Origin of the sequence: Aquirufa antheringensis, assembly GCF_004307425.1 — a bacterium.
GTDB classification, from domain to species: Bacteria; Bacteroidota; Bacteroidia; order Cytophagales; family Spirosomataceae; genus Aquirufa; species Aquirufa antheringensis.
In genome coordinates this window covers 338,758-353,476 of the sequence record NZ_SEWZ01000003.1, presented here as the reverse complement: position 1 = coordinate 353,476, position 14,719 = coordinate 338,758, and the positions used below count along the sequence as shown (strand labels likewise).

Sequence of the window (14,719 nt, the reverse complement as noted above, 5' to 3'; positions counted from 1 at the left end):
AACTTTTCTTGACAAAAAGCCTTATGGGTACTTATAGGCTTTGGCCTTCCTATTGTGACTTGATTTTGTTAAGTTTGTTCTATTGATTGTTTGTAACCTATACCTATGAAACTATTTCGCCTAGCCTTAATCGCTTTTTTGTCACCTATTGCGGCACAAGCACAACACTTGTTGACATTAGAAGACGCCATTCAACAAGGCATCACGAAGCAATATTCGATTCAGATTTCTAGACAAAGAGAACGAATCGCAGCGAATGAGAATAGCTTAGGTAATGCGGGCTTCCTTCCTACCATCACAGGAACCGCGAATAAAAATTACACTATTTCAGGGATTGACCAGTCCTTTTTTGGAGGCCTACGCCCCCCTTTAGTTCAATCTGGGGTGAATTCCAATTCCGGAAACGTGGGTATGGCGATGGCCTGGACACTCTATGATGGCCAAGGAATGTTCGTCTTGCGTGACCGCTATAAAGAATTACAAAACTTAGGGGCGAAACAAACAGAATCGTCGATTGAGAACTTGATTGCCTTGATCTCCTCTACTTATTACGATATTATACGCCAAAACCTGCGTGTCAATAACTTCAAAAAAGGGCTAGAAATTTCCAATGACCGCCTCAAATTAGCGAAAGATCGCTTCGAAGTGGGACAAGGATCTAAAGTGGATTATTATTCTGCGCAGGTCGATTATAATGAAGACAAAGCACTTTTAATCGCTCAAGAGCAATCGTATACTAACACGAAAATAGGTTTCAACGCGCTATTAGTCAAAGATTTTAAGGCTGATTTCCAAATCGTTAACACCATTGACTTACTGCCTAAACTAAAAATGAGCGAGCTAAAAATGAGCGCCTTGTCCCAAAATCCGACCTTGATCGGGGCGATTTTAAGTAAAAAAATTAGCGATTTAGATACGAAGAATTTACAGAGCCAGCAAAAGCCTCAAATTGATTTAGTAGCCGGTTATGCGTTAAGTAATGTAGCGAATGGAGCGGGTTTTGGGGTAGAAAAAGGAAGCAGTGATGTGTTTAATTATGGATTGCGTGCGACGATCAATATCTTCGATGGCTATAACCAAAAGCGCAGAATTCAAAACGCTAAAATCAATGCGGAAATTGCAGCTTTGCAAGTGGAAGATTTAAAAAATGCCTTGTTATCTGCTTTAGAGAAAACGTATGTAACCTATGAGAATTCCATGAATTTGATTCAATTGGAGACCGAGAATTATACGATTGCGAAGCAAAATATTGACATCGCTTTTGATCGTTTCAAAGTGGGTATCGCTACCTCCTATGAATTACGTGAGGTACAACGCAATGCGGTAGCAGCTGAAACGCGCTTAATTGAAGCAAAATATGCCGCTAAAACCGCAGAGATTGAATTAATTCGGCTGAGTGGAAACCTGTTGTAATTCCTCGTTCAACTGTTGCTGGTACAACTCGTAATAGAGTGTTTTGCTAGCCATCAATTCATCGTGGCTGCCCATTTCTACGATTTGGCCATCAGCTAGAACAAAGATTCGATTAGCTAGACGGGCCGAAGAAACTCGGTGAGAAATAATCAGCGACGATTTTCCTACCGTCACCTGCTTTAAATTTTCCAGAATCGTATGTTCCGTATGGGTATCCACGGCAGATAAACAGTCGTCTAAGATGAGCATCTTGGGATTTTTTGCCAAAGCACGCGCAATCGACACCCGCTGTTTCTGACCACCTGAAAGCGTGATGCCCCTCTCTCCCAGAATCGTCTCGAATTGATCAGGAAACTCCATTATATTGGCATAAACATCTGCCTGCTTGGCCGCCACTTCGATGGCTTCTTGCGTTAAAGCATCATTACCGAATCGGATATTTTCTGAAATGCTCGTAGAGAATAAAAATACATCCTGCGGCACAAAACCCACAAAAGAACGCACCCAGGCCATATCCCAATCTTTCAAAGAGATGCCATCCAATAAAATCTCTCCAGCACCTGGATCATAAAAACGTGCCATAAGCAAGGCTACAGTCGATTTGCCAGAACCCGTTTGGCCTAAAAGTGCCACCGACTCCCCTGCCGAAATCATCAAATTCACGTTGTTTAATACCAAGCGATCAGAACCTGGATAGGCAAAACTTACGCCTTTGAATTCCCAATTACCAATGATCTCTTGGCGAATTTGCATGCCAGTGGTCAATTCGGATTTGGCCTCTAAAAACTCATTAATCCGCTTCTGAGAAGCTGCCGCCCGTTGAATTTGCGAGCTGGTCCAGCCCAAAGCAGTCACCGGCCACGTTAACATAAAGACGTACATGATGAATTCCGTGATATTACCCACCGTCATTCGACCGGCAATCACTTCCTGCGAACCAATATACACCACTAAAATCGTTGAAAAGCCTACTAAAAGGGCAATCAAAGGCGTAAAAAGAGAATCCACCTTCACTAAACCGAGCGATTTAGTCCGGTAAGCAGAGGACGCCTCCGTAAAAGCATCGACCGATTTCTTCTCCCGAACAAAAGACTTCAACACCCGAATACCTGAAAACGCTTCTTGCGCAAAGGTGGAAATCTGCGATAGAGCTGCTTGAATCTCCTCTGACTTGCGAATGATCACCGAATTCACATAATAAATACTAATCGATAAAATGGGCAAAGGCATCAAGACGTACCACATCAATTTCTGATTTACCTGCCACATCGAATAAATCACGAGAATAAATACCGTAATTAAATTCAATCCATACATGATGCTAGGGCCCACATACATCCGCACTTTCCCCACATCCTCCGAAATGCGGGCCATCAAATCGCCCGTATTTTGTTGGCGATAGAAGGACAATGGCAAGGTTTGATAATGCGTATAAATTTCGTTTTTTAACTCAAATTCAATGTGACGGGACATCACAATGAGGGTCTGGCGGACTAAGAAGAGGAAAACACCCTTCAAGATGGCCATTAAAATGATTAGACCACCATAGAAGAAGAGGGTAAAACCAAAGATTTCGTAGAAGGCTTTTTGGAGGCTAAATCCTTTAAAAAGGAAATAAATGTTGATGGTTTCCGTCACTAAATCGAGTGCATAACGCACTAATTGCGCGGGGAATACACCAAAGAAATTCGAAAATAAGGTAAAGATAATCCCCAGGAAAAGCAGCCATTTGTACTTCCAAAAATACTGATTGATGTGACCTAATGCGCCCATATAAAGATTAATTGACTACAAAGATAGGACCTTTATCAATTAAAATTCTTAATTTTGGGATTCAAAACAAGACGCTCTTTTATTTCGGATGGTTAACAGGAGATTACTACGTGTCAAAGCATTTCAACAATTGTATGCTTTCTATACACAAGAACGTGCCCAGTATCAATTAGCTTTTGATGGTTTAGCGACCATTTTTCAGCCTGATTTATCTTTAATGGTGGCAAAAGAGGACCAAATGCCTCGTTTAGAGGGCCTGCGACAACTTGCCGAAATTCAATTAAAAGAGTATTTCCAAGAAATTACTTCCGAAGAAACGATTCCTGCAGAAGCGCAAGATGCGGCTCAATCTGTCTATAAATTGTATCAAGCGAACGTGAAACAAATCGCGAAAAAGCTGAAGCAAGATATGGTAACGGAGGTTGAATCCATCAACAAGCAATACCTGAAAATCTTGTATTATTTACAACAATTGCCCTTAATCGCGCTTTGGGATGAGAATAGACGTTTGTTAGAGAACAACACGAAGACGTCACTTTTGGCAAAAAACAAAGTTTTGTATATTCTTTCCAAATGGGGTGATTTACAACGTGCCTTCGATAAGAACCACATCGGCTGGTCTGAAGATGAAGAAAATTTAATCAAGAAATTATTTATCGAAAACATCTTGACGGATGAAACCTTCTTAACTTACCTTCCTACGGCGGGCAAGAAGTTTGAAGACGATTTAGCCTTTGTCGTGTATGTATTGAAAAATTTCCTTTTAAAACACGAGTCCATGACGGAGTATTTTGAGGAAAAAGATTTAAATTGGTCTTTGAATAAGGACGTGGTGAAGAGTATGGCAAACAAGACCTTTAAGATAGAGGCTTTGGAAGACCTAAGTTTACAACCACTCGCCATCCAATGGGAAGACGATAAATTATTCTTTGAGGAATTATTCGATTATAGTGTTTCGGAAGACAAGCAATTAAGTGCTTGGATCGGGGACCAAACGAAAAACTGGGAATCAGATCGCCTAGCGGTGGCCGATTTTATCATTCTTAAAATGGCTTTAGCTGAGATGGTTAAATTCTCCAGCATTCCAGTAAAAGTGAGCATTAACGAGTACATCGAACTAGCAAAAAACTATTCGACACCTAAGTCTGGCCAGTTTATTAATGGTATTTTAGACGTCGTTTCGAATCGCCTAGTTCACGAAAAAGTGATTACTAAATCAGGTCGAGGATTAATCGACATAGCTAACAAATAACATGAGCAAATCATCAAGATCTTTTTGGGCCTTCGTTGTAGGTGCTGCAGCCGGTGCTGTAGTGGGTATCTTATACGCTCCAGATAAAGGAGAAAATACCCGTAGTAAACTGTATTTTCAATTGAATAAATACCGTGATCAATTAAAGCAGTTGATTAATGATATCGTGGACGGGAAAGAGGTTATTGAAACTTCTGCAAAATCAGAAGGTAAAAAAGTCGTTCAAGACGCGAAAATCAAGGCAGAGAAATTGCTAGAGGACGTGGAAAAAATGATGACTCAGATTAAGGCCAAATAAGATGCGTTCTATTCTCCTTTTTTTCTGTCTACTGGGGACCATGTCCTGCACGAACCAGCAAAAGGAGGCGAACAATGCCACCGAAAATGCCATCCCGGCAGCCTTAAAACCGAGTGCAGAAAAACACCCCATCCTGAAAGTGGACAAACCCGTTGTTTCTTTAGGACGTTTAGTAGAGGGAGATAGTGTTTTTCATACCTTTAACTTTAAGAATACGGGGAATTTGCCCTTGAAAATTATCTCAGTAAATGCCTCATGTGGTTGTACCACGCCTAAATGGAGCACAGAGGTGATTCAACCCGGCAAAAAGGGATTTATTCGCGTGAAGTTTGATTCAAAAGGAAAAGAAGGCAAATTGCAAAAAACCATTACCGCCTACTGTAATACGCTGCCCGCAGAAAACAGAATGGCATTTAAAGTAGAAGTAGTACCTAAAAAATAAACACATGTTATTATTACAAGCACAGAGTCCAGCGTACATGCAAATTATCCTTTTCGGAGGTATTTTTGTCGTATTTTATTTCTTCATGATTCGTCCACAACAAAAAAAGGCGAAAGAAGCGAAGAAATTTATTGAAGAATTAAAGACTGGTGACAAAGTGGTGACCATCGGTGGCGCACACGGAACGGTCGTTACGATTCGCGAAAAGACGATCGTAGTCGAAGTAGACTCAAGCAAAGGGGTTCGGATGGTTTTCGAGAAAACGGCGATCTCTAAAGACGCTTCATCTCGCCTAGAAGAGTAATTCAATGGATACAGGCCTGAAACCTTTCATCGGAATTACAGGCGGAATAGGATCCGGCAAATCAACCATTTGCCGGATTTTTTCGTGTTTAGGGATTCCTGTTTTTGAAGCGGACAAAGTAGCGCGGGAAATATGCGAGAAGGATGCTGGGGTGAAGGAAGCTATTATCGCGGAATTTGGTCCTAAAGCTTACCTTCCAGACGGTTCTTATAATCGCGCTTGGATCAAAGGCCTCTTACAAAAATACCCAGGTGATGTCGCTCACCTCAATGCCATCATACATCCCGCCGTTCGTTCCCAAGCTTCAGAATGGATTTTAAATGCCCCAGAAGCCCCATTTTGTTTATACGAATCCGCCCTCATCACACCGCGCACGAAGCCTGATCACATCACCCAGATGATCACCGTGGATTGTCCCTTACCGGAGCGCATTCAGAATGTCCAAAAAAGAAGTCGTATGAGTTATATGGAAACCATGCAAATAATCGATTTACAACCGCAACCTAAAAACTACCTTTGGGGAGCTGATTTTGTGATTCAAAACGGGAAGAACGACCGCGTATTTCCTCAAGTAATGAACATATTGAAAGCCTTTACTTGTTTTGTGCTTTTATTAGCTAGCACAGCGGCCTCAGCGCAATTTACTGCCTCCCCTGGCCAGCTAAAGGCCATGACTTTCAATGTGCGATTAGATACCGAATCAGATGGCGCAAACCAATGGAAATACCGCGCGAAGCATTGTGGGGAATTGATACGCTACCATCAAGCAGATATTATCGGATTACAGGAAGCTTTCTTACATCAAATCACGGATTTAGAGAAGGAATTGCCTGGTTTTGGATGGTTTGGGAAAGGCCGAGATGATGGGAAAACTGAAGGCGAGTTTTCTGCCTTAATGTACCGGAAATCGAAATTCAAATTGCTTCAAGAGAAAACATTTTGGTTATCAGACTCTTGTGACAAGGTAGGTTTTGGCTGGGATGCGGCCTGCCGCCGCGTGGTGACTTGGGGCCAATTCCAGGAGATCAAAACAGGTAAAAAATTCTTTGTATTCAACACCCATTTTGATCACTTAGGCAAAGTGGCTCGCAGAGAAAGTGCGAAGCTGGTATTGCGTAAAATTGCTGAAATCGCGGGTAAATCTCCGGTGATATTAACAGGTGATTTCAATGCCACACCAGATGACGAGCCCATACAAGTATTAGTAGACACAAAAAATCCTGCGCACGTTATCGATGCAGAGAAGATTAGCCAAAATGGCCATTATGGACCATACAGCTCTTTTAACGGCTTCTCAAAAGAACAAGAGGGCAAACATATTGACTATATTTTTGTCAAAAATGGGCCTTCAGTCTTACAGCATACGACCCATAGCGAAACATGGGACAATAAATATCCTACGGATCATTTCCCGGTGAGCGCGGTGATTAGAATCCCCTAAAGCATTTGGGAATTATCCCTTAAAAAGGTAAATTTGATCATGGAAAATTTTATCGTTTCAGCGCGTAAATACCGCCCTACTCTATTCGATTCAGTAGTAGGCCAAAGTCACATTACCACCACCCTTAAAAATGCCATCAAGTCTAATCACTTAGCACAGGCATTCCTATTTTGTGGTCCGAGAGGAGTAGGTAAAACGACTTGTGCGCGTATTTTAGCGAAGACCATCAATTGCCAGGATTTAGGTACAGATGGGGAAGCGTGTGGTAAATGTACTTCTTGCCATTCTTTCCAAGAAAATACTTCATTAACGATTCACGAATTAGATGCCGCTTCGAATAACTCCGTAGAGGATATTCGGAACCTGATCGATCAAGTTCGCTATCCTCCGCAAAACGGCAAATACAAAATCTACATTATTGATGAGGTTCACATGCTTTCAGCTGCGGCCTTTAATGCTTTTTTAAAAACCTTAGAAGAGCCACCTTCCTACGCCATTTTTATTCTAGCGACGACGGAAAAGCACAAGATTTTGCCTACGATTCTATCGCGTTGCCAAATCTTTGACTTCAACCGCATTCAATGGAAAGATATGGCCTCACACCTTTCTTCCATCGCGGAAAAAGAAGGAATTACGGCGGAACCAGCGGCTTTAGAATTGATATCCATCAAAGCGGATGGCGGTCTTCGCGATGCCCTATCCATGTTTGACTTAAATGTGACCTTCTCTACGGACAATGCGCTGAGACACGCGGATGTGCTGGAAAACTTACACATACTAGATAGCGATTATTACTTCCAATTAACGGATTTCTTTGTGAATCAAAACCACACGGACGCTCTCGTTTTATTAGACGAGATTATGCGCAAAGGTTTTGATGGTCAGCAGTTTATCGCTGGCCTATCGGAGCATTTCCGTAATTTGTTATTTGCCAAAGATCCGAAGACGCTTGCCTTAATGGAATTAAGCGAAGAGAATCGGGCGAAATTTCAAGCGCAGTCGGCGAAAACATCTGCGTCCTTCTTATTGTCTGCCATGAACTTGTGTTCCCAATGCGAGATTCATTACAAAGCAGCGAAGAACGCCCGTTTACACGTCGAATTGACTCTTTTGAAAATCAACTATTTGCCGTCGGTTTACCAACCTACCGCATCTCAACCTGCGGTGGAGGGTGGCGCCGGAAAAAAGTCTGAGCCTAAACCGATAGCTGCGGCTGCGGTTTCGGCTGCTCCAGTAGCTCCGGCTGAACCCGTTATTCAAGCAGTTTCTACTAAAGCGGCGCCAGTGGCTTCGACACCAGTTCATGAGACTCCAGTTCAGGCGGCTCCCGTTCAGGGGATTGCTCCCGTACAAGCAGCACCCGTACAAGTGGTCTCTGCTGAAACCCCTCCTAGACCCACCAGTCACGGATTACGCAGTGCAAAGAAAGTAGTCAGCACTAGTCAAGCCGAACATGCGGCTGAAGTCATTGCGCAGGGAAAAGTTCAAAATGAGCCCTTCACTTTTGAAGAACTTCATTTTGTCTGGACTCAAATCGCACAAGGTTTCAAACAGGGTAATTTCATCAATAAATATGTCATGATGAACCGCGAGATTAGTCTTGTCGATTCCATTATTCATATCAAGGTAGAAGGCGAGGTTCAAATGCAGCAGTTTAATGACTCGCTGAAACTGGAGTTGTTAGGCACTTTACGCGAGAAACTGAAGAATGATGCCATCGATATCAGTTTAGACCTGATAGCAGGGGACGTTTCAGACAAAAAGATGATTTATACGCAATCCGACAAATACGATTTCTTATCCCAAAAGCATCCGATTCTAGTCGAGATGAAACAACGAATGGGCTTGGATCATGAATTTTAACGAATTTGGCCTTGACCAATTCCAATCCATTTCTCTGTCACTAGTTTCTCTAAGGCGAAGGGGCCTCGGGCATGAAGTTTTTGGGTAGAAATACCAATTTCAGCACCTAAACCAAACTCTCCTCCATCCGTAAAACGCGTAGAGGCATTCCAATAAACGGCTGCCGCATCCACGGTTGATAGGAAAAACTTCGCTTCTATCTCATCACTTGATACGATCGCTTCTGAATGTCGAGAAGAGTAGTTCGTAATATGTGCAAGAGCCTCAGGCAAATCTCTGACCACTTTAATCGAGCAAGCAAAATCCAAAAACTCCCGGCCGAAATCCGATTCCGTTGCTCTTTCCAAGAAGGGATAGGAAACCTGCGCTAAGGTTTCGAAAGCTACGTTATCAGCATATATTTTCACCGAATAGTTCTGCAAAGGCACTGCCACTAAGCGAAGAAATTCCGCCGCTATCGACTGATGCAATACGATGGTGTCTAATGAATTACAGACTGAGGGGCGTGAAACTTTGGCATTCACCACAATGTTAACAGCCATTGATAGTTCAGCCGAGGCAGCTACATAGGTATGGCAAACGCCAGCGCCTGTTTCAATCGTAGGCACTAAAGATTCTTTGCGAACCCGCTGAATCAAGGCCTCTGAACCTCGTGGGATAATGACATCAATAAATTTAACCGCGGTCAATAGAGTCGTCACATGCGCACGATCGGTTGGCATCAAATAGACCAAATCTGTTGAAAATCCCTGCTTTTCGAGTGCTCGGTGAATCATCTGAACTAAAATGGTATTCGTATGAAAGGCATCTGAACCACCTCGTAAAACGACGGCATTTCCAGAGCGAATACACAACGCTGCTACATCAATCGTCACATTAGGTCGCGATTCAAAGATTACCCCTACCACTCCCAGTGGAACGGTAATTTTAGACAATTCTAAGCCATTCGGAAGCGTTTTTTTCGATAAGACCTGTCCCGCTGGATCTGGCAATTGCATTACAGAAATAACACTGTCAGCTAAAGCACCTAATCGCTCTTGGGTCAACAGGAGGCGATCACGCATGGGATGATCAGTCGCCATTTGCGCTACATCCTGTTGATTTTCTTTCAAAATTTTAGCCGAATTCACCCGAATCAGCTCAGCTAAACTAGCTAACACCTCATTACGCGAATCGCCATTCGCCATCGCTAAAGAAGACGCAGCAAAACGAGTACGTTGAAATTGGGTTAGTATAGGTGACATTAACGTAAAATTTTGATTTGCTGGACGAGCCCATCCTCCGTTTTCCAGGAGAGTAGGTAAGTTCCGGAGGGAAACATAGACAAATCAAGCGATTGAATCTGCTCTCCTGATCCAAAATTAGCGTTTTTAGGGGACAAAATCATACGACCCATCGCATCAGAGATAAAATAGGTCACAAGTGATGGTTTATCTAAACTGAATTTCCATTGAAATAGTCCAGAAGTGGACGGATTGGGATACACGATGGCTGAGGCATCTTCTTCGTGCACAGCCAAAATAGGGCTATCAAAGACGGCCATTTGGGCATCTAACCAAACCAGACGTCCTTGAATCCAGTTTTTCAACCAATTCACTTCATCGCTCAGGGTAGCCCCTACATAATAATTAGGCCAGATTTTTTTACCCATTAAGGGGTATTTTTGGAAATTTCTCGTCAATGGATCCTTCAATGCAATTTGCGCCGAATCAATGGTAGCAAAAAGGGTGTTCGTATTCAAAAAGCTAGATCGAACCGCCTTCCAACGCGTTGCTAAAGCTTTACGAAAACTCGCATCCTGCATTAATTTATTCCACCAAAAAGGCACTTGCCAATAATCGTTTTTGCCCCCATCATTCTCCATTGCCTTGTACACAAAACCATCTGTCTTCCAACCTTCTAGATAATCCGCATTACCTAAAGCGATATTAAAATCCCAGGCGGGCCCCATCTTGATCTTTCCACCCAAAGATTCTTTGTCCTTGTACAGATACGTACTCAAACGATAACCATCAACATTTCTAGTCACCTCGTTTAGAATGAAGTAATTCACGAAGGAGGAAACGTCCATATAGTCCCGAAAACTTGCTTTCGGATCATTCATATCCTCCGTCATCAATTTATTTTCCCAATTATTGATATAATCACGGATGTAAATCAATTGCTGTTGTGTGATGATGCCGTACTGAGGATATTCGATTTGAAATTCACATTTTTGGGTAGCGGTAATACCTGAGGTATAATTGCTTTTCCAAGAGGAAGATGGAGAGCCGCTACTTTTATCAATTTTAAGCAAATAGCCTCCAGTCACATCATCCCCTGCATTTTCAGTGGGATATAAATCCGAGATGGGTACTCGATTTTTGCCTTGCTTCACTTTCTCCATGAGGACGTACACGCCACGGTACTCATCGTTGATGATGAGTTCGACAAATTTGGCTTTGCTATGCAATAATCCAATACGGCCCGCCAGACTTTGAGCGATGAAATCACGCATAAAGGAGCGGTCATTATAAGAAGCATTTAGCACCCAATCCGATTCCTCAGGCATCTGAACAAGCGACAATCTCTTTGATTTAACACCTGTAGAGTCTGTCCACAATTCAATACCATAAGGCTTTTTTACTAAACCCGGCAGGAAGTAGAAATCTGCTTGCGAGGTAGATCCTCGGAATTCCACCCCGGCCACCGTGGAGATAGTGGGCGTAGAAGATACTTGATTTAATTGGCCAGGCCCCTTATCAAAAATCTCCATCTGAACGGGGATTTTAGGCTCATCCTGTATGACACGCGTATTCGTGTTAAACCGGACGATGGGGAGATTGGAGACGCTCAGACTTTGGGAATAAAGAAAAGAAGGCAAAAGGAGCAGAAAGCAAATCAGGTGTTTTTTCATCTAAAAATCGTAACCCAACGTTAAGTAAGTAGCGGGGGATTTCACCTCCTTATTTTCTATACCAAAGGCATAGTCAAATTTTACAAAATAACCGAAAATGGTAGCACGCGCGCCCAAACCGTATCCCATTAAGAATGGATTCCGGTAATCCGTCACCGTAGCTTGGAAAGGGTTCGTATTTCCACCATACACATTTGTATTAAATCCATTCGTTTTCGCGAAGGGACTCGATCCAGACCAAGCAGTCCCCACATCTGTGAAACCTACCAATTGAACGGAGTTTAGAATCGACGAAGATTCGATCGACATCAACGAATTTACCGGCATCCTTAACTCCACATTCAAGAGTAAATGACTGTTTCCACTTAATTTGTTTAAGGCAAATCCACGTAAAGGAGCCGCAAAATGACTCATAAACACATCTCTTTGGGCTAAATTGGCTAATCCTAAAGGGGATTCCTGTGTTCTAGCTTCTTGTTGATTAAACAACCAATTCTCCAACCCGCCTAACATCGTAGCTTGCGTTTTAGACCCTAATTGATGGGATGCAGAAAAACGAGTGGCTACATAAAAGGAATTAGACAATTTCTTGTAGTACCGTGCATCCACCCCTAAACGTACAAAATCACCCGAGTTAATCACCTCTTTATGCCCTTCCGCTGAAAGACTAATCCGCATACCCGTACGCAGGTTTTCACCCATTGGAACCGTGGAATCGAAAACATAATTGATTAATGTCCCAGCATAACCTGAATAATCCTCAGGATTAGTCAAGGAAAATTGAGAAAATGAGCGGTTCGTAGAATACATCCCCGTAACAGACAAACGACTCAATAGATTGAACGGATAGGTCGCGGTCAAGGCAAATCGATTAAATCGAATCTTTTGTGATGCCGTTTCCGTATCTTGGCCTAACACCTTCCGGTCATATCGAAAGTTCCAATCCAGTTTATTGGCTAAATAGCTATACTCCCCCCAGATATCCGTATTCCGTAAATTTGCCGTCAAAAAAGCCCCTGCCTTAAATAAATGATTCTCCACTAAGTCATTTGCTTTCACTTCATATCCATAGCCGATTCCCCTAATGGGGTCTGACTTAAATTGACCCTCTGAGCCATTCATGACGAATGAACTTTCATAGTCCAAAGGTCCAATGAGCTTACCTGGCTCTCTTTTTAAGCGAATACTTTGCTGGCGCTCTAGTCGAGCTCTTCTTGATTTTTTAGCTACATCCGTTGTCTCTGAAACTACTTGATCCACAGCAGCCATTGCGACCGGATCCAAGACCGTAGGAATCCAGGTAGAATTAGTCAATTCATCTATCGAAGTCCAAGCATAGCGTGCAATTTTATCCGTCAAAATCACTCTTTCCTTACTAAAAATTCCCGTGGGAGTTAATTCGAAATTTTCCCAAGCCACTGAACGAACAGCCATTTGCTGAAAGGTGGTATCCCGCCATTGGAAACGGATAAGTCGATTCCCATTGCTTTGGGCTTGTAAAAAATAGGCCACAGAGTCCGATCGAAATTGAAAATTAGAGAGCTTTCCAGAGGTTGAAAACAAACGGGATGGATTCTCAGGCTCCTCAGGACTCCAGACAAAAGCGGACGTAAATGGAGCCGCGGGCGCTGGCAATGAGTCCACATACCGATCCGTTAAATACAAAATTCGGTTATCAGGTAGCCAATGTGCTTCCGTTTCATCAAAAGCATCCTTCGTCACTGGATTCAACCGATTGCGCTTCAAATCATAAATCCCTACGTCTACTTGACCCTTATCTAACACCCGGACTAACATTTTAGCCCCGTTCGAGGACATTTTTACCTCCAAATAAGACAAGTTCGCAATCTTCTTTTTGTCCTCCCCTCTCACTTTTCCCGCTTTATCTAAGCTGAAATTCTTTAGCCACGTATAGCCTTGATCAGCAAACAAGACAGCTAAGGAATTGGCACCATACCAAGACAGTAGAGGCCCCTTGCCATCGGAATGGCGATCCACCTCTTTCAAGCCAGATTGCAAAATAACCTGGGTTTTAGTCGACCCAATAGGATGTAAATAGACACTGTAGCGACCTGCGTCATCACTCACCCAAACTTCGTATTTGCCATCTGGACTCACGCGATAGGAGTTCATTAAAGTGGTTTTTCCTTGGTATTCTTCCCAAGCAAATACCTTCTGCGAATTAACCTCTAGTTGTTTCGCATCATTCAAGTAATAATCAAACCACTCTTTTAAAAACTTCGAAAAAGGCTTTCGAATCGTACTAGAAACGCTGGATTGCTCATTTCGAATGATCCGCGTCAAATTTAAAATATTGCCTATCGCCTGTTTTCCGTAAGTAGACGCTATGTAGGACCATATCGATTGACCCAGTAGCTCCGCTTCTTTTCCTTTTGCTAACGGAAGTTTGCGAATCTTATTTTCAGAAATGATTTGATAGGTAAAACGACGCATTTCTGGGGAATCCCCTGCCGCAATGTAAGCAGCCATTCCGAGCACGTACCAGTCTGAAACCGTTAGAAGTAGCGAATTTTGCAACACATCTTTGACGGAGCCTCCAAACAATAAATCATGTAAATAAATACGCGCTACTTGCTTCGTTAACTCTTGCTTAAAAGCTCCTAAATTATCTTTAAAAGCAATTTCAATTCGAAAATTCGCTAAATTCTCCTTTTCTACGTCTTGTACATTCACTAAGGAAATGCCGCCATTACTCTGCAACCACGTTTCGTGATTGGGATACATAAATACTTTGATTTTTTGCACCGGGGAATAGGAAATCAACTCGGTGACACGCACAAAATCAGCTTCTAAATAGGCCAAAGTAGATTTAGCCAACGCCTCATTTTTATCAAGATAATAGACCTCGAAATTAGAGCTTCCTACGAACTTCCAAGCAAATTTTTGGTATTGAATCCGGTGATTTTCAGAAATCCATTGCGCCCCTTGTGCTTTGAGCTGTATACTGCCAAAGAGTAAGACAAACACTACCGCGATAAAAGAGGTAAAATTGCGCATTGGGTCAAGAGACTTTAAA

General features: G+C 42.6%; 11 protein-coding genes. 7 read left to right on the top strand and 4 right to left on the bottom strand.

Annotated features, from left to right (window positions below; all coding sequences use genetic code 11):
• Positions 1–105 precede the first annotated feature (105 nt).
• Positions 106–1,413 (top strand): TolC family protein, encoded by a 1,308-nt coding sequence (locus tag EWU21_RS07300; RefSeq protein ID WP_130896159.1) that lies wholly within the window; start codon positions 106–108, stop codon positions 1,411–1,413.
• Here the strand turns inward: EWU21_RS07300 and EWU21_RS07295 are convergent.
• A complete protein-coding gene (locus EWU21_RS07295; RefSeq protein WP_130896158.1) occupies positions 1,384–3,186 on the bottom strand; it encodes an ABC transporter ATP-binding protein in 1,803 nt (600 codons plus the stop codon). The two genes, EWU21_RS07300 and EWU21_RS07295, sit on opposite strands and share 30 nt — an antisense overlap.
• Before the next feature lie 88 nt (positions 3,187–3,274).
• Between EWU21_RS07295 and nusB the strand changes: the two genes are divergently transcribed.
• The 6 genes from nusB to EWU21_RS07265 are packed head-to-tail and all read left to right on the top strand — an operon-like array spanning position 3,275 to position 8,786.
• The gene (nusB, locus tag EWU21_RS07290) at positions 3,275–4,438 is read left to right on the top strand and encodes a transcription antitermination factor NusB (protein WP_130896157.1); all 1,164 of its coding nucleotides are present in this window, start codon (positions 3,275–3,277) and stop codon (positions 4,436–4,438) included.
• A 1-nt stretch (position 4,439) separates the two neighbouring features.
• Positions 4,440–4,736, top strand: a complete 297-nt coding sequence (locus EWU21_RS07285) for a YtxH domain-containing protein (protein WP_130896156.1) — start codon at positions 4,440–4,442, stop codon at positions 4,734–4,736.
• Position 4,737: 1 nt separating this feature from the next.
• On the top strand, positions 4,738–5,178 hold the full coding sequence (locus EWU21_RS07280; RefSeq protein ID WP_130896155.1) for a DUF1573 domain-containing protein: 441 nt from the start codon (positions 4,738–4,740) through the stop codon (positions 5,176–5,178).
• Positions 5,179–5,182: 4 nt separating this feature from the next.
• Complete coding sequence (yajC, locus tag EWU21_RS07275) at positions 5,183–5,482, top strand: preprotein translocase subunit YajC (RefSeq protein WP_130896154.1); 300 nt, start codon at positions 5,183–5,185, stop codon at positions 5,480–5,482.
• Positions 5,483–5,486: 4 nt separating this feature from the next.
• Positions 5,487–6,923, top strand: coding sequence for a dephospho-CoA kinase (coaE, locus tag EWU21_RS07270; RefSeq protein ID WP_130896153.1), 1,437 nt, complete (start codon positions 5,487–5,489; stop codon positions 6,921–6,923).
• Between the two features lie 39 nt (positions 6,924–6,962).
• Entirely contained in the window at positions 6,963–8,786 is a 1,824-nt protein-coding gene (locus tag EWU21_RS07265; RefSeq protein WP_130896152.1) for a DNA polymerase III subunit gamma/tau, read from the top strand.
• Here the strand turns inward: EWU21_RS07265 and EWU21_RS07260 are convergent.
• The 3 genes from EWU21_RS07260 to EWU21_RS07250 are packed head-to-tail and all read right to left on the bottom strand — an operon-like array spanning position 8,783 to position 14,700.
• Positions 8,783–10,030 carry a glutamate-5-semialdehyde dehydrogenase gene (locus tag EWU21_RS07260; RefSeq protein ID WP_130896151.1) on the bottom strand — a complete coding sequence of 416 codons (1,248 nt, stop codon included), beginning with the start codon at positions 10,028–10,030 and terminating at the stop codon, positions 8,783–8,785. The genes EWU21_RS07265 and EWU21_RS07260 overlap by 4 nt on opposite strands.
• Positions 10,030–11,682, bottom strand: a complete 1,653-nt coding sequence (locus EWU21_RS07255; protein WP_130896150.1) for a CotH kinase family protein — start codon at positions 11,680–11,682, stop codon at positions 10,030–10,032. Before EWU21_RS07255 ends, EWU21_RS07260 begins: the two co-directional genes overlap by 1 nt.
• A complete protein-coding gene (locus EWU21_RS07250; RefSeq protein ID WP_130896149.1) occupies positions 11,683–14,700 on the bottom strand; it encodes a BamA/TamA family outer membrane protein in 3,018 nt (1,005 codons plus the stop codon). It lies immediately after the preceding gene.
• Between the last annotated feature and the right edge of the window lie 19 nt (positions 14,701–14,719).

Coding starts and splice junctions, on each gene's coding strand:
- EWU21_RS07300 (WP_130896159.1), top strand. CDS start 106: ATGAAACTATTTCGCCTAGCCTTAATCGCTTTTTTGTCACCTATTGCG.
- EWU21_RS07295 (WP_130896158.1), bottom strand. CDS start 3,186: ATGGGCGCATTAGGTCACATCAATCAGTATTTTTGGAAGTACAAATGG.
- nusB (WP_130896157.1), top strand. CDS start 3,275: ATGGTTAACAGGAGATTACTACGTGTCAAAGCATTTCAACAATTGTAT.
- EWU21_RS07285 (WP_130896156.1), top strand. CDS start 4,440: ATGAGCAAATCATCAAGATCTTTTTGGGCCTTCGTTGTAGGTGCTGCA.
- EWU21_RS07280 (WP_130896155.1), top strand. CDS start 4,738: ATGCGTTCTATTCTCCTTTTTTTCTGTCTACTGGGGACCATGTCCTGC.
- yajC (WP_130896154.1), top strand. CDS start 5,183: ATGTTATTATTACAAGCACAGAGTCCAGCGTACATGCAAATTATCCTT.
- coaE (WP_130896153.1), top strand. CDS start 5,487: ATGGATACAGGCCTGAAACCTTTCATCGGAATTACAGGCGGAATAGGA.
- EWU21_RS07265 (WP_130896152.1), top strand. CDS start 6,963: ATGGAAAATTTTATCGTTTCAGCGCGTAAATACCGCCCTACTCTATTC.
- EWU21_RS07260 (WP_130896151.1), bottom strand. CDS start 10,030: ATGTCACCTATACTAACCCAATTTCAACGTACTCGTTTTGCTGCGTCT.
- EWU21_RS07255 (WP_130896150.1), bottom strand. CDS start 11,682: ATGAAAAAACACCTGATTTGCTTTCTGCTCCTTTTGCCTTCTTTTCTT.
- EWU21_RS07250 (WP_130896149.1), bottom strand. CDS start 14,700: ATGCGCAATTTTACCTCTTTTATCGCGGTAGTGTTTGTCTTACTCTTT.